General features: G+C 71.1%; 17 protein-coding genes. 6 read left to right on the top strand and 11 right to left on the bottom strand.

The window, feature by feature from the left end:
- Positions 1–143: 143 nt before the first annotated feature.
- On the bottom strand, positions 144–1,916 hold the full coding sequence (argS, locus tag ACFVW8_RS19915) for an arginine--tRNA ligase (protein ID WP_389691796.1): 1,773 nt from the start codon (positions 1,914–1,916) through the stop codon (positions 144–146).
- Between the two features lie 134 nt (positions 1,917–2,050).
- On the opposite strand from argS, the gene lysS reads away from it, so the two are divergent.
- Entirely contained in the window at positions 2,051–3,808 is a 1,758-nt protein-coding gene (gene lysS / locus ACFVW8_RS19920; RefSeq protein WP_389691798.1) for a lysine--tRNA ligase, read from the top strand.
- A 91-nt stretch (positions 3,809–3,899) separates the two neighbouring features.
- Here the strand turns inward: lysS and ACFVW8_RS19925 are convergent, their stop codons facing one another.
- The 3 genes from ACFVW8_RS19925 to ACFVW8_RS19935 form a co-directional block, all read right to left on the bottom strand.
- Complete coding sequence (locus ACFVW8_RS19925; protein WP_389691718.1) at positions 3,900–5,345, bottom strand: DUF2637 domain-containing protein; 1,446 nt, start codon at positions 5,343–5,345, stop codon at positions 3,900–3,902.
- A gap of 206 nt (positions 5,346–5,551) precedes the next feature.
- Positions 5,552–6,370 carry a DUF3558 domain-containing protein gene (locus ACFVW8_RS19930; RefSeq protein WP_389691720.1) on the bottom strand — a complete coding sequence of 273 codons (819 nt, stop codon included), beginning with the start codon at positions 6,368–6,370 and terminating at the stop codon, positions 5,552–5,554.
- Between the two features lie 210 nt (positions 6,371–6,580).
- The gene (locus ACFVW8_RS19935) at positions 6,581–7,387 is read right to left on the bottom strand and encodes a DUF3558 domain-containing protein (protein WP_389691721.1); all 807 of its coding nucleotides are present in this window, start codon (positions 7,385–7,387) and stop codon (positions 6,581–6,583) included.
- Positions 7,388–7,557: 170 nt separating this feature from the next.
- Between ACFVW8_RS19935 and ACFVW8_RS19940 the strand changes: the two genes are divergently transcribed.
- Positions 7,558–8,751, top strand: a complete 1,194-nt coding sequence (locus tag ACFVW8_RS19940; protein WP_389691723.1) for an RtcB family protein — start codon at positions 7,558–7,560, stop codon at positions 8,749–8,751.
- Between the two features lie 29 nt (positions 8,752–8,780).
- Here ACFVW8_RS19940 and ACFVW8_RS19945 read toward each other — a convergent pair whose 3' ends face one another.
- Together ACFVW8_RS19945 and ACFVW8_RS19950 are read right to left on the bottom strand one after the other, a co-directional pair.
- On the bottom strand, positions 8,781–9,539 hold the full coding sequence (locus ACFVW8_RS19945) for an SDR family NAD(P)-dependent oxidoreductase (protein WP_389691725.1): 759 nt from the start codon (positions 9,537–9,539) through the stop codon (positions 8,781–8,783).
- Positions 9,540–9,593: 54 nt separating this feature from the next.
- Complete coding sequence (locus ACFVW8_RS19950) at positions 9,594–9,929, bottom strand: YnfA family protein (protein ID WP_389691727.1); 336 nt, start codon at positions 9,927–9,929, stop codon at positions 9,594–9,596.
- Between the two features lie 156 nt (positions 9,930–10,085).
- Here ACFVW8_RS19950 and ACFVW8_RS19955 point away from each other — a divergent pair, with 156 nt between their 5' ends.
- Entirely contained in the window at positions 10,086–10,595 is a 510-nt protein-coding gene (locus ACFVW8_RS19955; protein ID WP_389691729.1) for a hypothetical protein, read from the top strand.
- Positions 10,596–10,650: 55 nt separating this feature from the next.
- Here the strand turns inward: ACFVW8_RS19955 and ACFVW8_RS19960 are convergent, their stop codons facing one another.
- Positions 10,651–12,144, bottom strand: a complete 1,494-nt coding sequence (locus tag ACFVW8_RS19960; protein WP_389691731.1) for an FAD-dependent oxidoreductase — start codon at positions 12,142–12,144, stop codon at positions 10,651–10,653.
- A gap of 170 nt (positions 12,145–12,314) precedes the next feature.
- On the opposite strand from ACFVW8_RS19960, the gene ACFVW8_RS19965 reads away from it, so the two are divergent.
- Positions 12,315–12,821, top strand: a complete 507-nt coding sequence (locus ACFVW8_RS19965) for a MarR family winged helix-turn-helix transcriptional regulator (protein WP_389691733.1) — start codon at positions 12,315–12,317, stop codon at positions 12,819–12,821.
- A gap of 30 nt (positions 12,822–12,851) precedes the next feature.
- On the opposite strand, the gene ACFVW8_RS19970 is transcribed toward ACFVW8_RS19965, so the two are convergent.
- The 4 genes from ACFVW8_RS19970 to ACFVW8_RS19985 all read right to left on the bottom strand — a co-directional run bounded on the left by ACFVW8_RS19970 (position 12,852) and on the right by ACFVW8_RS19985 (position 15,914).
- On the bottom strand, positions 12,852–13,694 hold the full coding sequence (locus tag ACFVW8_RS19970; RefSeq protein ID WP_389691735.1) for an NAD(P)H-binding protein: 843 nt from the start codon (positions 13,692–13,694) through the stop codon (positions 12,852–12,854).
- 321 nt (positions 13,695–14,015) lie between these two features.
- Positions 14,016–14,546 carry a GNAT family N-acetyltransferase gene (locus tag ACFVW8_RS19975; RefSeq protein WP_389691737.1) on the bottom strand — a complete coding sequence of 177 codons (531 nt, stop codon included), beginning with the start codon at positions 14,544–14,546 and terminating at the stop codon, positions 14,016–14,018.
- Positions 14,547–14,606: 60 nt separating this feature from the next.
- A complete protein-coding gene (locus ACFVW8_RS19980; RefSeq protein ID WP_389691739.1) occupies positions 14,607–15,359 on the bottom strand; it encodes a DUF6597 domain-containing transcriptional factor in 753 nt (250 codons plus the stop codon).
- Positions 15,360–15,596: 237 nt separating this feature from the next.
- On the bottom strand, positions 15,597–15,914 hold the full coding sequence (locus ACFVW8_RS19985) for a hypothetical protein (protein ID WP_389691741.1): 318 nt from the start codon (positions 15,912–15,914) through the stop codon (positions 15,597–15,599).
- A 226-nt stretch (positions 15,915–16,140) separates the two neighbouring features.
- On the opposite strand from ACFVW8_RS19985, the gene ACFVW8_RS19990 reads away from it, so the two are divergent.
- On the top strand, positions 16,141–17,691 hold the full coding sequence (locus ACFVW8_RS19990; RefSeq protein WP_389691743.1) for an ABC transporter substrate-binding protein: 1,551 nt from the start codon (positions 16,141–16,143) through the stop codon (positions 17,689–17,691).
- Positions 17,692–17,699: 8 nt separating this feature from the next.
- On the top strand, positions 17,700–18,647 hold the full coding sequence (locus ACFVW8_RS19995; protein WP_389691745.1) for an ABC transporter permease: 948 nt from the start codon (positions 17,700–17,702) through the stop codon (positions 18,645–18,647).
- The last annotated feature ends 6 nt before the right edge of the window (positions 18,648–18,653 follow it).

The following is an 18,653-nucleotide window of genomic DNA, read 5'->3' on the forward strand; positions in this document are numbered from 1 at the left end:
GGGGGGGGGCCCGCGCCGGCCCCGCGTCCCGGGTGGCCCCCGCGCGCCGGGCCCGTCTCCCCGCCCACCACCGGGGGGGGGCCCGCCCCCCCCCGGGGGGCCCGCCCCCGCCCTCTGCCGTCCGCGTGCGGAGGCGGGGTCGCTCAGAGCCGCTCGGGGGTCCTGATGCCGAGCAGCGCCATGCCCTGGTGCAGGGTCCGGGACGTGAGCTCGACGAGGAAGAGACGGTTCTCCACGACCTCCGCCGGGTTCTCGTCGCTCAGGACCTGGCACTGGTCGTAGAACGTGGTGAGGTGCGAGGCGAGCTGGTAGAGGTACGCGGCCAGCTTGTGCGGCTCGTAGCCCGCCGCCACCTCGGACAGCACCTCGCCGAACTGGTCCAGGTGCAGACCGAGCGCCCGCTCGGCCGGGGCCAGCTCCAGCTCCGGGTGCGCGACCGGCTTCGCGTCGCCGGCCTTGCGCAGGATCGACCGGATCCGCGCGTACGCGTACTGGAGGTACACCGACGTGTCGCCGTGCAGCGACACCATCTGGTCCAGGTCGAACTTGTAGTCACGCACGGCGGAGGTTGACAGGTCGGCGTACTTCACCGCGCCGACGCCGACGTACCGGCCGTTCTCGACGATCTCCTCCTCGGACAGGCCGATCTTCTCGGCCTTCTCCCGCACGACGGCCGTCGCCCGCTCGACCGCCTCGTCCAGCAGCTCCTCCAGCCGGACGGTGACACCCTCACGGGTCTTGAACGGCTTGCCGTCCTTGCCGAGCACCGTGCCGAAGGCGAGCTGGTGCGCCTTGACGTCCTCGTTCAGCCAGCCGGCCCGGCGGGCCGTCTCGAAGACCATCTTGAAGTGCAGGGACTGCCGCGCGTCCACCACGTACAGCAGGGTGTCCGCCTTGAGGTTCTGCACCCGGTCGCGGATCGCGGAGAGGTCGGTCGCCGCGTAGCCGTAGCCGCCGTTCGTCTTCTTGACGATCAGTGGCGTCGGGTTGCCGTCCGGGCCCTTCACGTCGTCGAAGAAGACGCACAGCGCACCCTCGGAGCGGACGGCGACGCCCGTCTCCTCCAGGATCCGGCAGGTCTCCTCCAGCATGTCGTTGTAGCCGGACTCGCCGACGATGTCGGGGTCGCTGATCTCCATGTCGAGCTTGTCGAAGACGGAATAGAAGTAGATCTTCGACTCGTCGACGAACCGCTGCCACATGGCGAGCGTCTCCGGCTCACCGGCCTGGAGGGCCACCACCCGGTCCCGCGAGCGGGCCTTGAACTCCTCGTCGGAGTCGAACAGGACCCGCGAGGCCTTGTAGAGCCGGTTGAGCGAGGACATGGCGGCTTCGCCGTCGGCCTTGTCGCCCTGGTGGTCCAGCTCGTCGGGGTGCTCGATCAGGTACTGGATGAGCATGCCGAACTGGGTGCCCCAGTCGCCGATGTGGTGGCGCCGGACCACGGACTCGCCGGTGAACTCCAGGATCTGCACCATCGCGTCACCGATCACGGCGGACCGCAGGTGGCCGACGTGCATCTCCTTGGCCACGTTCGGCTGGGCGTAGTCGATGACGGTGGTGCCCGCGGCGCTGTTGTACGGCACGCCGAGCCGGCCCTCGGCGTCCGCCGCACGCGCGGCGAGCGTCTCGACGATCGACCTGTCCGACAGCGTGATGTTCAGGAAGCCGGGTCCTGAGACCTCGATGTCCTTGATCAGGTCCGTCGCCGGGAGGGCGGCCGTGACCTGGGCGGCCAGCTCGCGCGGGTTGCCCTTCAGCTTCTTGGCGAGCGCCAGGATGCCGTTGGCCTGGAAGTCGGCCCGGTCGCTTCGGCGCAGCAGCGGGTCCGCGGTACCGGCATCCGGCAGGGCTGCCGTCAGGGCGTCCGCCAGCTGCTGCTGGAGCGTGGAAGCGAGGGAATTGACCGAGGCCATCAGCTGGCTGCCGTTTCCGTAGGAGTACAAGGGATGTCCCCAAGTATCCCACGGGGTGTAAAGCCGTTTTCGCGCTGTGGGCGGTACCTGGGAGAATGGCCTCTGCCCCTATGAGTCCTACAAGAGAGAAGGACGTGCCGACCGTGGCTCAGAGTCAGAGCAGCACCGAGACCGACTGGGTCTCCCGCTTCGCGGACGATGTCATCGCCGAATCGGAGCGTCGTGCGCCTGGCAAACCGGTCGTCGTCGCATCCGGTCTCTCCCCGTCGGGCCCGATCCACCTGGGCAACCTGCGCGAGGTCATGACCCCGCACCTGGTCGCCGACGAGATCCGCCGCCGCGGACACACCGTCCGGCACCTGATCTCCTGGGACGACTACGACCGCTACCGCAAGGTGCCGAACGGTGTCCCGGGTGTCGACGAGTCCTGGGCCGAGCACATCGGCAAGCCGCTGACCTCGGTACCCGCCCCGGCCGGCTCCCCGTATGCGAACTGGGCCGAGCACTTCAGGTCCGCCATGACGGCCTCGCTGGACGAGCTGGGCGTCGAGTACGACGGAATCAGCCAGACGGAGCAGTACCTGGCGGGCACGTACCGCGAGCAGGTCCTGCACGCGATGCGGCACCGCGCCGACATCGACGCCGTCCTGGACCGCTACCGGACCAAGAAGGACCCGGCGGCCGGCAAGGGCGGCAAGAAGCCCCAGCAGAAGAAGGCCGACGAGGCCGAGCTGGCGGCCGAGGCGGGCTCCGGTGCGGCGAGCGAGGACGACGGCAGCGGCGGTTCGGCCGGCTACTTCCCGTACAAGCCCTACTGCGGCAACTGCGAGAAGGACCTCACCACGGTCACGTCGTACGACGACGAGAGCACCGAGCTGAACTACACCTGCTCGGCCTGCGGCTTCGCCGAGACGGTCCGGCTGAAGGAGTTCAACCGCGGCAAGCTGGTCTGGAAGGTCGACTGGCCGATGCGCTGGGCGTTCGAGGGCGTGATCTTCGAGCCGAGCGGCGTGGACCACTCCTCGCCCGGTTCCTCGTTCGTCGTCGGCGGGCAGATCGTCCGCGAGATCTTCGACGGGGTGCAGCCGATCGGGCCGATGTACGCCTTCGTCGGCATCTCCGGCATGGCGAAGATGTCCTCCTCCAAGGGCGGCGTGCCGACCCCGGCCGACGCGCTGAAGATCATGGAGGCGCCGCTGCTGCGCTGGCTGTACGCGCGCCGCAGGCCCAACCAGTCCTTCAAGATCGCCTTCGACCAGGAGATCCAGCGGCTCTACGACGAGTGGGACTCGCTGGAGCGGAAGGTCGCCGACGGTTCCGTGCTCCCGGCGGACGCCGCCGCGCACTCCCGCGCGATCGGGACGGCCGCCGGTGAGCTGCCGCGTACGCCCCGTCCGCTGCCGTACCGCACCCTCGCCTCGGTGGCCGACATCACGGCCGGGGCCGAGGACCAGACGCTGCGCATCCTCAGCGAGCTGGACCCGGACAACCCGCTGACCTCGCTGGACGAGGCCAGGCCGCGGCTGGACCGGGCGGAGAGCTGGATCACCACCCAGGTCCCGGCCGAGGCGCGCACCATCGTCCGCGACGAGCCGGACAAGGAGCTGCTCGGTTCGCTGGACGACGAGGGCCGCGCCTCGCTGCGGCTGCTGGTGGAGGGTCTCGACTCCCACTGGTCGCTGGACGGGCTGACCACGCTCGTCTACGGCGTGCCGAAGACGCTGGCCGGCCTGGAGCCCGACGCCAAGCCGACGCCCGAGCTGAAGGTGGCGCAGCGGTCGTTCTTCGCGCTGCTGTACCGGCTGCTCGTCAGCCGGGACACCGGCCCGCGCCTGCCCACGCTGCTGCTCGCGGTCGGGGCGGACCGGGTGCGCAGGCTGCTCGGAGCGTAGGGCGCGGGCAGCCGCTGGCTGCTGTGCGTGCACGAGGAAGGGCCGCCTCCCGCTGGTGCGGGGGGCGGCCCTTCCTCGTGCGTGGTGTGCCTTACGCGATGTGGTCCGCTTCGAGTTCGGCGTGGTAGCGGTTCTTGAAGCCCTGGATCAGCTGGCGGAGCAGGGCGGCGCTGCGCGGGTGCCGCACGTTGTGGCCGTCCGACAGATGTATGTCGAGGACCTCGATGCTCGGGTACGTGCTGTGCTGGGTGACGAACGCGGCGAAGACCTCGTAGGCGATCTCGCTGAACTCCGCGTCCTCCTGCGCCCACTCCTGCGCCCATTCCTCGGCGGCCTCCGCGACGGGCTTCGGCTCCTCCGGGACCTCGTCGGCCTCGGGGGCCGGCCCGGTCCCGGGCGTCGGCAGCGGCTGCTGCTCGCCACGGGGGCCCGGCACCGCGCCGATCGTGCCCACGTTGCCCAACGGGCGGTTGCGGCCAGGCCCGGCCGGGATCATGACGGGCGTGGGCTCCAGGCCTTCCACGTACGTCGGGTTGTACGAACCCTCGTACGCGCCGTCCGGCGCCTGCGCGGCGAACCACGGGCTCTCGTGCGTGGTCTCGTGCGTGGCAGGGAGCTCCTGCTCGCCGGGCCCTTCCCCGGGGGCGGGGGCCTGGGTCTGGGGGTCCACCTGGAAGGTGCTCTGCTGCTGCCCCTGCGACTGGTTGTGCTGCTGGTTCTGCGGGTGCGGCTCGGCGTACTGCTTTTCCAGCTGCGGGCCACCGACCAGCTCGGGCTGCTGCGCCTGCGCCTGGTACCGGTCCGGTTCGACTGCGGCGACTGCGGCGACTGCGGCGGGGGCCGGGGGCAGCAGGACCGGCTCGATGCCTGCGGCGGCGAGTCCGGCGGGGCCGGTCTCGGCGAGCGGGACGCCGTACTTCGCCAGGCGCAGCGGCATGAGGGACTCGACGGGGGCCTTGCGGCGCCAGCTGCGTCCGAAGCGGGCCTGGAGGCGGGCCTGGTAGATCAGCCGGTCCTGTTCGAGCTTGATGACCTGCTCGTACGACCGGAGCTCCCACAGCTTCATCCGCCGCCACAGCCGGAACGTCGGGACGGGGGAGAGCAGCCAGCGGGTGAGGCGGACGCCCTCCATGTGCTTGTCGGCCGTGATGTCGGCGATCCGGCCCACGGCGTGCCGGGCGGCCTCGACGGAGACGACGAACAGCACCGGGATCACGGCGTGCATGCCGACGCCGAGCGGGTCGGGCCAGGCGGCCGCGCCGTTGAACGCGATCGTCGCGGCGGTCAGCATCCAGGCCGTCTGGCGCAGCAGCGGGAACGGGATGCGCAGCCAGGTCAGCAGCAGGTCCAGGGCGAGCAGGACGCAGATGCCCGCGTCGATGCCGATCGGGAAGACCAGCGAGAAGTTCCCGAAGCCCTTCTGCAGGGCGAGCTCGCGAACGGCGGAGTACGAGCCCGCGAAACCGATCGCCGCGATGAGCACCGCACCGGCGACCACGAGCCCGATGAGTATCCGGTGCGTGCGTGTCAGCTGCATCGCGGCCACCCGCGATCCCCTCCCCGTTTCTCCGTCTGGCGACGGGCCGTCCGGAAGGACGATTTCGAGTTCTGGCGGGCACAGCCTGGCACATGCGGGCGCGCGGCGTTGCGCGGGGAGGGGCGAAGCCCGGTTCTCGGGCGAGGACCGGGCTTCGTAAATCCGCTTCGGCGCGGGGGAGTTGGGCCTCCGAATCGCTGGGAGGGCTACTCGGAGGCCTTGCCGGAAGCCTTGTCCGTTGCCTTGCCGGTCGCCTTTTCCGTCGCCTTGCCGGAGGACTTGGAGGCGTCGGGTGACGGGCTCGACTGCTTGCTCTCGTTGGCGGCGGCGACCGCGGCGACGGCATCCTTGGCCGCCATCCTGGCGCCCTTCAGGACGGTGTCGGCGGACGGGGTCTTCGAACCGGCGTAACCCGCGCCGTTGTAGGTGACGGTGACGACGACATTCCCCGTACGGGCGATGATCGTCGCGTACTTGAAGTCCTCACCCGTCTTCTTCAGGTCGTACGTGACCGTGGTCGCCTCGTCGCCGACGCCGCTGAGGGGCGCCGTTTCGAGCTTCTTCGCGCTCTCCGCGGCCTGGGCCTTGGCGGTCTGCTTCTTGAGGTCGTCCCCGGCGCGGTCGGCGCCGCTGCCCAGGGCCTGGTCCGAGGCGAAGCGGGTGAAGCCGACGTCGAGCCAGCGGTACTGGGAGCCCTTGACCCCGTTGTCGTCGAGGCCGTTCCAGGAGCAGCTGCCGCGGGCGGCGGTGTCGCTGGACTTGCCCTCGGTGCCGTTCTTGGTCTTGGCCGCGGGGACCAGCGACTTGACCGTCTTCGAGGCGATCGACTTGCACGGTTCGGGCAGCTCGGCGAACCGCGCCGTCGCGACCTTCGCTTCCGACTTCGTCGCATCCGGTGCGGCGGAGGAGGACGAGGCCTCGTCCTTCTTGCCGTCGGAGTCCGACGAGCAGCCGGCGACGACGAGCATCACCGGAACGGCGGCGCAGGCGAGTATGCGGGTGAGTCGCGGAGCTGATCGGTGCATGGTTCCTTCACTCGGGTGGCGCGGCGGCCGGGCTGCCCGGTGTTCGGTGGGCGCCCGATGTTCGGTGGGCGTAGGACGCCGGCTTGGTTCGGGTGGTCGGCGGACGGTGGTTCCGGAGGGCCACGGTACGACGGACGGCAGCCGGATGCCGCCTCGGCCGGACGGTTCGCGGGCCGCCCGACGGGTGGCCGGGGCTGTCCGGGGGCGGGGTTACTCGCTGAACCTGTCGACCAGTTTCCGGCCCAGTGCCTGGGCCTTCTCCTGCAGTTCCTTGCTGTCGGGGACCTCGGTGGAGAGGGCGGGCTGTGCGGTGTACTCGATGGTCACGATGACGTTCGATGTGCGGAATACCACGCTCACGGTGCGGTGCTGTGCGGTGGAACCTGCCCGGGTGAGCTGATCGTCCAGAAATGCGCTGTCGCCGAGCGTGTCGAGGACGCGGGGCTTGAGGTCCTCGGCGGCGCTGCCGTCCGTGCTGTCCCCGTCGGCCGGCTCCGTGCTCCCGTCCGCACCCTCGTCCGGCTTTCCGCTCGCGCTCCCGGACGGGGTGTCCGAGGCGGTCGGGGTGCTGTCGGGCAGGAGGGAGGACGAGGGCAGATCGGCGGCGGTCTCCTCCTTCGCGTACACCTCGCGGGCGCGGTCGTCGTCGCTCACGGACGGGTCGTACGAGACGACGCGCTCGAAGTCGACGAAGAGGCTGCGGGCACCGTCGGGTGCCTCGGCCTTCCAGCGGCAGCCGGCCCGGCGGTCGGTGTCGTAGGTCACGGCGGGCGAACCGTCGAACACCTTCTCCTGCTGGGCCTCGGGCAGCTCGGCCGAACCGGGCAGGAGGTCCTTCAGCGTGGCCGGCGCGATGGAGCGGCAGGCTTCGGGAAGCGTGGCGTACTTGCCGGGGGGCGCGGCGGAAGTGGCCGTGGCGCCGGGCTTGCTGTCATCGGCGGCATCTCCGGTTCCGGTGCCGCTGCTGCAGCCGGCCGCGAGCGCTGCAATGAGCACGGCGCCGGATGCGTACGCCATTCGTCGCACGGTGCTGAGCTCCCTTCGTGCGAAAAACGGTTGCCGCTCGACGGCGGCGGGTGGACACAATGTGTATCGCACGCGCCGCTGTGAATGCCGGTCGACCGATACTTTTGCCGACCTTGGCACCGGTTTTGCGCTTTCAGGCTTTTCGGGGGAATCGAGGAAAAATGTCGTACGTAGAGGTGTCGGGTGCGAAGGTGCCCATCCGCATGTGGGCCGATCCGGCCTCGGTCGAGGATGTCGCGATGCAGCAGCTGCGCAACGTCGCCACGCTGCCCTGGATCAAGGGTCTGGCCGTCATGCCGGACGTCCACTTCGGCAAGGGCGCCACGGTCGGCTCGGTGATCGCGATGCACGGTGCGGTCTGCCCGGCGGCGGTGGGTGTGGACATCGGCTGCGGGATGTCCGCGGTGAAGACGTCGCTGACCGCCAACGACCTGCCGGGGGACCTGTCCGGGCTCCGGTCGCGGATCGAGCAGGCCATTCCGGTGGGCCGTGGGATGCACGACGACCCGGTGGACCCTGACCGGCTGGACGGTCTCGCGGCGACCCGCTGGGACGACTTCTGGGAGCGGTTCGACGGGGTGGCCGATGCGGTCAAATTCCGTCAGGAACGCGCTACTAAGCAGATGGGGACGCTCGGAGGGGGAAATCACCACATCGAGGTCTCCCTTGACGAAGCCGGTGCGGTGTGGCTCACGCTGCATTCAGGGTCGCGTGCCATCGGTAAGGAACTCGCCGACTTCCATATCGGCGAGGCCCAGAAGCTTGGGCACAACCAGGGCCTGGTCGACCGCGACCTGGCGGTCTTCCTTGCGGACACCCCGCCGATGGCGGCCTACCGCAACGACCTCTTCTGGGCGCAGGAGTACGCGAAGTACAACCGCGCGACCATGATGGCGATCCTCAAGGACGTCGTCCGCAAGGAGTTCAAGAAGGCGAAGGTGACCTTCGCTCAGGAGGTCAGCTGTCACCACAACTATGTCGCGGAGGAGCGTTACGGCGGTATGGACCTGCTCGTCACGCGCAAAGGTGCCATCCGGGCAGGGAGTGGGGAGCTGGGGATCATTCCGGGCTCGATGGGTACGGCCACGTACATTGTGAAGGGCCTCGGAAACGAGGAGGCGTTCAACTCGGCCTCGCACGGTGCCGGCCGCCGGATGAGTCGTAACGCGGCCAAACGGCGGTTCTCCGCACGTGACCTGGCGGACCAGACGCAGGGTGTGGAGTGCCGCAAGGACTCCGGGGTTGTGGATGAAATCCCGGCGGCGTACAAGCCGATCGAGCAGGTCATGGAACAGCAGCGGGACCTGGTGGAAGTCGTCGCCAAGGTGAAGCAGATTGTGTGCGTGAAGGGGTGAAGGCCCCCACGGCGGGAGCGCCGTGGGGCTCAGTTCGTGCGGTGGACCTTGGAGTTGGAGGCCTGAGCGCGGGGGCGGACCACCAGCAGGTCGATGTTCACGTGGCTGGGGCGGGTGACGGCCCAGGTGATCGTGTCGGCCACGTCGTCCGCGCTGAGCGGGGCGTCGACGCCCGCGTAGACCTTGGCGGCCTTCTCTGCGTCGCCGCGGAAGCGGGTGGTGGCGAACTCCTCCGTCTTGACCATGCCGGGGGCGACCTCGATGACCCGGACCGGGGTGCCGACGATCTCCAGGCGGAGGGTCTCGGCCAGGACGTGCTCGCCGTGCTTGGCGGCCACGTACCCGCCGCCGCCCTCGTACGCGGAGAAGCCCGCGGTCGAGGAGAGGATGACGACCGTGCCGTCGCCGCTCGCGGTGAGGGCGGGGAGCAGGGCCTGGGTGACGTTGAGGGTGCCGATGACGTTGGTCTCGTACATCTGGCGCCAGTCGGCAGGGTCGCCGGTGGCGACGGGGTCCGCCCCGAGCGCGCCGCCCGCGTTGTTGACGAGGACGGCCAGGGAGCGGAACACGGTGGCGAACTCGTCGACCGCGGCACGGTCGGTGACGTCCAGGGCGTATGCCGTGGCCTGGTGGCCCGCCGCGGTGATCTCGGCGGCGAGCGCCTCGATGCGGTCCTTGCGGCGGGCTGTCACCACGACGCGGTAGCCGGCGGCCGCCAGCTGCCGGGCGGTCGCGGCACCGATGCCGCTGCTCGCTCCGGTGATGACGGCGATGGGGGATGCGGCCATGGCGGGCTCCTCGGACAGCTGATCGGTACGGGGCCAGGATAGGCAGGGGCGCGGTCAGTGGTTGCGGGGGGCGTACATGATGACGGCCATCCCGGCCAGGCAGATCAGCGCGCCGGTCACGTCCCAGCGGTCGGGCCGGTAGCCGTCGGCGGCCATGCCCCAGACGATCGATCCGGCGACGAAGACACCGCCGTACGCGGCGAGCACGCGTCCGAACTCGCCGTCCGGCTGCAGCGTGGCGACGAAGCCGTACGTGGCCAGCGCGACGACGCCCGCACCGATCCAGGCCCAGCCCCGGTGTTCCCGGACGCCCTGCCAGACGAGCCAGGCGCCACCGATCTCGAAGAGTGCGGCGACGACGAACAGGGCGATGGAGCGGACCACGGACATGTGAGCAGGGTGTCATGTGCGGCGACACGACAGACATGCAGACCAGCGTCCTGCCCGCGGGGCGCGGCAGGCCTCGGCAGCCCCGGACGGACCCCGGCGACACGCCGAAGTGGTCGGAATATATGGATATTTGGTGCAGATCTGTATCTTCAGGGCATGGTAGTGACGGGTAAGACCCTGCTGAGGGTGTCCGCTGCGGCGGCAATGGCGTCGGCTCTGGCGCTCGGTACGGCTGGGACGGCCGCGGCCGTCGGTGCGCCGGTGGAGCGGGCCATCGCGCCGGAGGCGGATGTGTCGCACCACGGTCATGTCTCGCTGTGGGGCTCCGGGCTCGGGGTCTGGGTGGTCAGCCAGAACAGCGGTCCGTCCGACCTCCCGGGGGCGACCGTCCGGCTGCGGGTGTCCGTGCCGCTCGCCGGCCGGCAGGAGCTGCCCGGCCAGTGTCTGCAGGCCGATCGCCGGACCGTGCTGTGCCGGACGGGTCCGCTGCGCGCCGACGGCTCGCAGCCTCGGCAGCTCGCGCTCGAACTCCAGCTTCAGGGCCGGCCGGCCGAGGTGGTCGTCCGGATCGACACCGTGTGGAACGGCGATGTGACGGACCGGAACTCGGCGAACAGCGAGCACGAGGTGCTGGCTCCGGCGACCGGGGACGAGTACGTCTTCTGAGTCGGGGTGGTGGTCGCGGTCGCGGTGGTGGTCGCGCGGTGGTCGGGCCCGTGGCTCATCGGGTCAGTGCGGCCCGCAGGGTCGCCGGGTCGGTCCGGTCGCCCGCCCAGGCGATGTAGCCGTCGGGGCGGACCAGCAGGGCCGTCGTCCGGTCGCCCGTCCAGTGGGTGTGCAGGAGCGGGGCCGATGAGGTGGGTGTGGGCACCCCCGCGGGCGTGACGAGGACGAACGCACCCTTGCCCAGCAGCTGGTGCAGGCGTCCCTCCGCCAGGCCGAGGTCGGGGGCGCGCTTTCCGGTGAGCCGGTGGGAGCCGCGCGGTGCCGGGTAGGCGATCCCGATGCCGGAGAGCATGCCGATGGCCCGGTCCGAGGCCGGGCGGACGAGGGACAGCGCTCGGGTGGCCAGTGTCCTGACCGTCCGCTGGAGCGGGCCGTGGGCCATCGCGAGGCGGACGATCGTGCCGCTGGCCCGGAGCACCTTGGTGCCGACCGGGTGGCGTTCGGCGTGGTAGCTGTCCAGGAGCGCCTCGGGGCCGGCCGAGTGGCCCCGGAGCGCGGCGGCGAGCTTCCAGGAGAGGTTGGCGGCGTCCTGGAGGCCGGTGTTCATCCCCTGGCCGCCCGCGGGCGAGTGGACGTGCGCGGCGTCCCCGGCGAGGAAGACCCGTCCGGTGCGGTACGCGGGCACCTGGCGTTCGTCGCTGTGGAAGCGGGAGATCCAGCGGGCCTCGTGCATCCCGTAGTCGGTGCCGAACGCGCGGCGGACGATCTCGCGCAGTTCGCCGAGCTCGACCGGATCGCTGTCGGCGGCCTGGCGGGTGCGGTCCCACCCCATCACGCGGTACCAGCCGTCGCCGAACGGCGCGATGAAGGCGAAGGCGTCGCCCACTCCGTTGACTGTCAGGAGTTCGGCCGGCTCGTCGCTGAGCCGGACGTCGGCCAGGACGATGGAACGGATGACGGACTCACCGGGGAAGGGGAGCCCGAGGGCCTGGCGCACCGAGCTGCGGACCCCGTCGGTGCCCACGACGTAGCGAGCCGTGACGGCGGTCCGGGTGCCGTCCGCCTGCCGGATTCCGGTGGTGACCGTGTCGGTGCTCGACGTCCGGTCCAGGTCCGTCAGCTCCGCCCCGTACCGCAGGTCCACGCCGGAGGTGCGGGCGCGGCGTTCCAGCAGGCGCTCGACCTCGTACTGCGGAGTGATCAGCAGGAACGGGAACCGGGTGCGGAGCCGGGACAGATCGAGGCCGAGACGGCCGAAGAGGCGGAGCCCGGTGAGGGTGGTGCCTGTCTTGACCAGCTCGTCGGCGAGCCCGCGGGTGTCGAGCAGTTCGAGCGTCCGGGCATGTACGGCGAAGGCGCGGGTGACGTTTCCCGCCTCGTGGCGGCGGCGCTCGACGACGGTGACCGACAGGCCCTGGGCGGCCAGGTCGCCCGCGAGCAGCAGCCCGGTGGGGCCGGCGCCCACGACGAGTACGTCGACGGCGGTGGTGCCCGGGGCGGAGGTGGTGTCGCGGTTCGGGCTGGTGCTGGGGCTTGAGCTGTTGGTCATGGTGGTCTCCCGATGCCGATTACCAACGCTTGTGGGCCAACGCTTGTTGATAAACGTAGAGCAGGGTGACCGGCTCGTCAACGAGTGTTGGCCTACGTTTGTTGGCGCGAAGGGGAGTTGCAGGCGTCCGTCGCCGCGGCCGGGTCATATCTGCTTCGTACACTCTCTGCATGCCGCAGAAGTCCCCGTGCCCCACCCCGCCCGGCCGCACCGCGATGCTCGCCGAGCTCTCCGTCGTGTCGCGCCGCTACATGGCCGCCTACGCCCTGTTCAACCAGGCCGTCGCCGACCGGCTGCGGCTCCACCCCACCGATCTCCAGTGCCTCAACCTCCTCAGCCTGGAGGCGGCTCCGGTCACCACGGGCCGGATCGCGGAGCTGACCGGGCTCACCACGGGGTCGGCGACGCGGCTCGTCGACCGGCTGGAGCGGGCGGGTTACGTCACGCGCGCCCGGGACACGGTGGACCGGCGGCGGGTGCTCGTCGCGACGGTGCCCGAGCGGATGGCGGAGTTCGGTGCGGTCTGGGAGCAGCTGAACGGTGGCTGGGCGGCCATGTTCGACACCTACGACGACGCCGAGGTCGCGCTGCTCATCGCCCATATGCGGCGGACGGTCGAGTTGAGCGCGGTGCAGGTCGCGGGGCTGCGGGAGGGCGAAGTCCGCCGGCCTGGGTGAGGTCGGGGCCGGGGTCGGTTCGGGGGAGTGTCAGGCGTCGCGGAACGCTGCGGCGTGCTCGGCGGCCCAGGCGGCGAACGTGCGCGCCGGGCGGCCGGTGAGCTTCTCGGTGTCGCCGGTGACCTCGGCCGGTGAGCCGTCGGTGGCGGCCCAGTAGTCGAGCAGCCCCTCGGCGATCTCGGCCGGCACGAAGGGGAAGACGGAATCCTTCCAGTCGTCCCGGCTCACGGCGTTGACGGTCACGGGGCTGCCGGAGGCCGCGGCCAGCAGTTCGACCTGCTCGGCGATGGAGAGCGACTCGGGGCCGGTCAGGTGATACCCCGCGCCCTGGAGCCGGGTGTCGGTGAGGACGGCGAGGGCCGCCTCGGCGATGTCCGTCTCGTCGATCGGGCTGGTCCGGCTGCGGGGGTAGGGCAGGTCGACGGAGCGCCCGCCGCGGAAGGCACTCGACCACTGGTAGGCGTTGCCCGCGAAGGCGCCGGGACGCAGAAGTGTCGCGGTGAGGGGAGAGGCGATCAGGGCCGCTTCCACCGCGTGGTGGGAGGCGGCGATCGGGTTGGTGGCGGCATCCGGGGCGAGAACCGAACTGGAGGAGAGCAGCACGATGTGCCCGACCCCGGCGGCCTGCGCGGCGGTGAGGAAGTCGTCGATGTGGGACGGCTCGGCGTAGAGGAAGACGGAGTCGACGCCCTCCAGGGCGGTGGCGAAGGTCGTGGGGTCGCCGAGATCGCAGGCCACGAGCGGGATGCCGGCGGGCAGGGAGAGCTGGGCGGGGTTGCGGGAGGCGGCACGGACGGCGTGGCCACCGCTGTGCAGGAGCGAGGCGAGGGCGGAGCCGACGCGGCCGCGGCATCCGGTGACGAGAGTGAGCATGGCGGTGGGTCTCCTCGGGTTATCCGGTCATGGGCGTGATGGGCGTATGCGTATGTCTCGGCCCCGGCGTGGTCTCTGTGGTCGCACAATATCTGTGGTGCACATAATCTGTGTGACGCAGGTAAATATTCCGGAGGGGGACTCGGTCGTCAAACGCTTTACGTGCCGGGCGCGGCGCGAGCACCTGTCCGGCAGTGGGGCTCGGCAGCGCGATCAGGTAGGGCGATCCGGCACCGCGGCCCGGCACCTCGGCCCGGCAGTGGGACCGGTCAGCGGTCCGCTCGGTATTCCGGCCCGCTCGGTGATCCGGCCCGTGATCCCTCAGCGGTCCGGGTGGAGATCCAGCCGCCAGTCGTTCGTCAGCAGCGGGTGGCCGGGCGGGTACTCGACCTCGCACTCGCCGAGCAGGGTGAATCCCGCCTTGCGGCAGACCCCGTTGGACGCGCCGTTGGCCACGGACGGGTAGGCGTGCAGATAGCGGTGCCTGTTCTCGGCTCGCGCCTGCTCGGCCACCGCCGCGGTCGCGGCCGACGCGATGCCCCGGCCCTGGAACCCCGCGAGAACGGCCCACCCCGTCTCGTACACCTCCTGGCCCTGCCAGGTGCGCTCCCAGAAGCCGATGGTGCCCACGGCCTCGTCCTCGCCGGTCAGCGCGATGCGGAACATCCTGCCGCGCCCCGTACGGTCCGCGCTCAGCGCCACATAGCGGCCATGGCGCCCTATGAGCTGCTCCTCCGACTCGGGGCCGCCGAGGTGGTCCATCAGTTCCGGTGCGTTGGCACGGCGGAGCAGCTCCAGGTCGCTGTCCGACCAGGGCTCGATCCGTACGGATGGTGCTTCGGTGCGCTCCATGTCAGAACTGTAGGACGGGGCACTGACAGTCGGTGGGGGACCAGTGGGGCCAGTTGACGGTCAGCGGGCCTTCAGTGCGGTCGGTGGCACGCCCACCGTCGCGGTGAAGTCCCTGACCAGGTGCGCCTGGTCGCTGTAGCCGAGATCCGCGGCCAGCGCGGCCCAGTCCACGCCCGGGTCCGACTCGGCGCGTTCCAGCGCCTCGTGGATGCGGTAGCGGAGGATGACCCACTTCGGGCCGACCCCTACGTACGTGGCGAACAGCCGCTGGAGCGAGCGTGCCGACACGCCCTCGGCGCGGGCGAGTTCGCCGACTCGGCGGATTCCGCGGTCGGTGCGTACCAGCTCGACCAGGGCCATCGCCCGGTCCGCCGACGGATCCGGCGCGGGGCCGAGTGCCAGCAGATACGCGTCGAGGGCCGCGATCCGCTCGTCCTCCTGGGCGGGGTCCAGGACGGCCGACGGTGGGGCGGGCGGCGCGAACGCCTCGGGCGCCGGGACCCGGCGCCCCGTCCACTGCGACACCGGCCGGTCCGGTGCGAACGGGTGGAAGCCGCCGGGCCGGAACTGCACCCCGCAGACCCGCCCCCGCCCCTCCAGCTTCTGCGTGAAGAGCTCCAGGCCGATGCCCGAGACCTCCGCGAACCCGGCCTCCTCGTTGCCGCAGCCCGCGTACCGCTCGAAGACGAGGTTCACGCTGGGGTGCGGCACCAGGTGGGAGACGTACGGCTGGGGCAGGTCCCAGTCGATCAGCCAGTAGTGCTCCAGGTACGGCCGCAGCGCGGGGGCGGGTTCGCGGCGGCGGAAGCGCACGTGTGTGAACAGCTCGGGTGCGTCGACGATGCCCCGGGTGTCCCGCCGCGGACCGTGAGCGCCTCGCGGATCCTGCGGGCCGTCAGGGCCGTCAGGTCCTTCGGGTCCCTCGGGGCAGCGGGCTTCTTGAGGTCCTTGGGGTCCTTGAGGTCCTTGGGGTCCGGCCATGGCGGTCGATCCTATGACCCGGCCATGACGGTCGGCCCCATGGACCCGCCCGGCGTGGAACGAGGGGACCTAGTTCCGGCGCGCGGGCGTCGACGCCTGTCGGCTGCGGTCCCGGGCGGTGGTGGGCCCGGGTGCGGCGTCGGTGGCCGGAAAGGGCGCCTCCGGCGCACTCGGTCCGTCGTAGAGGGAGCCCAGGGTGACGTACGCGCCGTCCACGATCCGTTCCGCGTCCACCAGCATCGCCTGCTCGGCGAGCCGGGCCGCCTGATGCGTGTACGGGGACGGCGGTGCGGGATGCCGGCGCCGCCACCAGCTCTCACCCGCGGCGTAGATGCCGGCGGCGAAGACCAGCACGGGGATCGACAGGGCCAGCAGAGTGTCGCCCATGGCAGGCCTCCTTCAGTGTCGGTGCCTCCTGCATCGGCAGGTTCGACAGGTCAACTGAAGATCATTCTTCGGCCAATGAATGGCCGGATATGACTGACCGGCAGGCGATGCGGCCGCCAGGGGGCGTACCGGAGCGACGGGCAGGCCATATTGCACATCAGTTGCATTTGCATGTTCAATGCAGAGAACGATCATCCCTCTCCCTGCCCGTGGAAGGACGTCCGGCGTGCCGACAGACCCGACCCGCAGGGGGTTCCTCCGGATCGCGGGCGGCGTGTCGGCAGGCGCGGCCGGCGGCCTGCTCACGGGCTGCGGCCCCGACGGAGAAGCGGGATCGTCCACCCCTCGCAGGGGAGGCACCGTCCGGGCCGTGTTCCCGGGCGCAGGGGTGAAGGAGACGCTGGATCCGCATACGCAGCGGCAGTTCGTCGACATCGCCCGGCACAAGGCGGTCTTCGACAAGCTCGTGGACCTGGACGCGGCCCTGCGGCCCGTCCCCCGGCTGGCCACTCACTGGCGGTCCAACAGCGACGACACCGTATGGCGCTTCGAGCTCCGTGCGGCGCTCTTCCACGACGGGCACGTCCTCGACGCCGACGACGTCCTGTTCAGCCTCGCCCGTATCCTCGACCCGGCCGCCGAGGGCCGTCGCGCCAAGGAAACGCTGACGCCCGTCATCGACCTGCCCCGCTGTCGCAGGATCGGGCGACGCACCGTCGAGCTGACGCTGAAGGCCCCGCACGCGGAACTGCCCACGCTGCTGGCCATGACCGGGACCGCCGTGGTGCGTGAGGGCTACCGCGACCCCGGCCGTCCGGTGGGCACGGGCCCCTTCCGGTACCGGTCCTTCACGGCCGGAAGGTCCTTCACCGCGCGTCGGTTCGACGATCACTGGGCGGGGCCGCCCCATCCGGACGAGATCCGGCTGCTGTCGGCGGACACCGAGGCGCGGGGCAACGCCGTGCAGGCCGGCGAGGTGCACTACGCCCACGAGATGAGCGCCACCTTCGCGCGGCTGGCCGACGGTAATCCGCGCATCCGGATCGTCGCCGCGCCGCACGCCGGCGCCGAGGGGTTCGCCGTGAAGACGGACCGGCCCCCGTTCGACGATCCGCGCGCCACCCTCGCCCTCAAGCTGCTCGCCGACCGCGAGCGCCTGGTGGAGGTGGTCTCCGGAGGCCGCGCCGCCGTCGGCAACGACATGTTCGGCAAGGGTTTCGAGTACTACCCCACCGCGATCCCGCAGCGCGAACGGGACGTCGAGGAGGCGCGGCGGCTGCTGCGCCGCACCGGAGCGCTGAACCGGAAGGTCTCCTTCTACACCTCCACCGCCGCCGACGGATTCGTCGAGGCCGCCCATCTGTTCGCGGAACAGGCGGGTGAGGCCGGGCTGCGGGTGGAGGTGGTGACCGGCCCGCCGGAGACCTACTTCACCGACCAGCTCACCACCGGCACGCTGGGCAGCCACCGGTGCGGTGCGATGCCCATCCCCACCTACCTCAGCGACCGGATGCTCACCAAGTCCCCCCAGAACGCGACGGCCTGGCGCCACCGCGACTTCGACGCGTCGTTCGCCGGGGCCCGCTCGACCACCGACCACGAGGCGCGGGCCAAGAAGTACGCCGCACTCCAGCGCCGGGTGCACGACCAGGGGGGACTGCTCATGTGGGGGCACTCCGACTGGCTCAACGCCGTCTCGGTGCGGCTGCACGGAGTGGCTCCGGCACCGCCCAACACCGTCGACTGGGCACGGTTCGACACCGTGTGGCTCGGCTGAGGAGGGGCATGCTGCGCTACGTCCTGCGGCGCCTCGCGCTCGCCGCCGTGCAACTCTGCCTGCTGGCCGTCCTGGTGTTCCTGCTGACCTCACTGCTGCCGGGCGACGCCGCCACCGTGTCCTTCAACGAACTCGCCACACCGCAGCAGATCTCCGAGGCCCGGCACGCGATGGGCCTCGACCAGCCGCTCGCCGAGCGGTTCGTCCACTGGGCCGGTGGTCTTCTCACCGGTGATCTCGGCACCTCCCTGGTCGGGCACGGGCCGGTGAGTGCCGTGCTGACCGGATCGCTCGCCGTCACGGCGGTGCTCGCCGTGCTCACCGTCGTCGTTCTCGTCCCGCTGGCCACGGCCCTCGGACTGCTCACGGGGCTGCGCGAGGGCAGCCACCTCGACCGGGCCGTCTCCGCCGTCGTCCTCTTCCTCAACTCCGTACCGGACTTCGTCCTCGCGCTGTTCCTGGTCGCCGTCGTCTCCCTGCGTCTGGGCTGGCTTCCGTCGACGTGGGTCGGGGTGGACGGCGGAGGGTGGTGGGACCGGCCGCAGCTGCTGGTCCTTCCCGTGGCCGTGCTCCTCGCCCGGACCGTCTGCCTGCTCTCCCGGCAGATCAGGGCCGGGACCATCGACGCGGTGCAGGCGGGCTATGTCGCCCAGGCGCGGCGGCTGGGCGTGCGCCGGCGGGCACTCGTACTGCGCCACGTCCTGCCGAACGCGGCGGTCCCGGGTATCCAGGAACTGGCCCGCGCGGGTGACCAGTTGCTCGGCGGAGTGCTCATCGTCGAGGCGGTCTTCGCCGTACCCGGCAGTGCCACCGCGCTCGTGGAGGCCGTCCGGAGCCGGGACGTGCCCACGGTGCAGGCGCTGACCCTGCTGCTCGCGGCCCTGGCCCTGCTGCTCAACGTCGCCGCGGACGTGGCCTGTCAGCGGCTCGCCCCGCGCGCGGAGGTCCTGCGATGACATCGG

Source organism: Streptomyces sp. NPDC058221 (genome assembly GCF_042882365.1).
Taxonomy (GTDB): Bacteria; Actinomycetota; Actinomycetes; order Streptomycetales; family Streptomycetaceae; genus Streptomyces.

Coding starts and splice junctions, on each gene's coding strand:
- ACFVW8_RS19935 (WP_389691721.1), bottom strand. CDS start 7,387: ATGGCGTACGCATCCGGCGCCGTGCTCATTGCAGCGCTCGCGGCCGGC.
- argS (WP_389691796.1), bottom strand. CDS start 1,916: ATGGCCTCGGTCAATTCCCTCGCTTCCACGCTCCAGCAGCAGCTGGCG.
- ACFVW8_RS19955 (WP_389691729.1), top strand. CDS start 10,086: ATGGTAGTGACGGGTAAGACCCTGCTGAGGGTGTCCGCTGCGGCGGCA.
- ACFVW8_RS19950 (WP_389691727.1), bottom strand. CDS start 9,929: ATGTCCGTGGTCCGCTCCATCGCCCTGTTCGTCGTCGCCGCACTCTTC.
- ACFVW8_RS19995 (WP_389691745.1), top strand. CDS start 17,700: ATGCTGCGCTACGTCCTGCGGCGCCTCGCGCTCGCCGCCGTGCAACTC.
- ACFVW8_RS19970 (WP_389691735.1), bottom strand. CDS start 13,694: ATGCTCACTCTCGTCACCGGATGCCGCGGCCGCGTCGGCTCCGCCCTC.
- ACFVW8_RS19975 (WP_389691737.1), bottom strand. CDS start 14,546: ATGGAGCGCACCGAAGCACCATCCGTACGGATCGAGCCCTGGTCGGAC.
- ACFVW8_RS19985 (WP_389691741.1), bottom strand. CDS start 15,914: ATGGGCGACACTCTGCTGGCCCTGTCGATCCCCGTGCTGGTCTTCGCC.
- ACFVW8_RS19960 (WP_389691731.1), bottom strand. CDS start 12,144: ATGACCAACAGCTCAAGCCCCAGCACCAGCCCGAACCGCGACACCACC.
- ACFVW8_RS19925 (WP_389691718.1), bottom strand. CDS start 5,345: ATGCAGCTGACACGCACGCACCGGATACTCATCGGGCTCGTGGTCGCC.
- ACFVW8_RS19965 (WP_389691733.1), top strand. CDS start 12,315: ATGCCGCAGAAGTCCCCGTGCCCCACCCCGCCCGGCCGCACCGCGATG.
- ACFVW8_RS19930 (WP_389691720.1), bottom strand. CDS start 6,370: ATGCACCGATCAGCTCCGCGACTCACCCGCATACTCGCCTGCGCCGCC.
- ACFVW8_RS19940 (WP_389691723.1), top strand. CDS start 7,558: ATGTCGTACGTAGAGGTGTCGGGTGCGAAGGTGCCCATCCGCATGTGG.
- ACFVW8_RS19945 (WP_389691725.1), bottom strand. CDS start 9,539: ATGGCCGCATCCCCCATCGCCGTCATCACCGGAGCGAGCAGCGGCATC.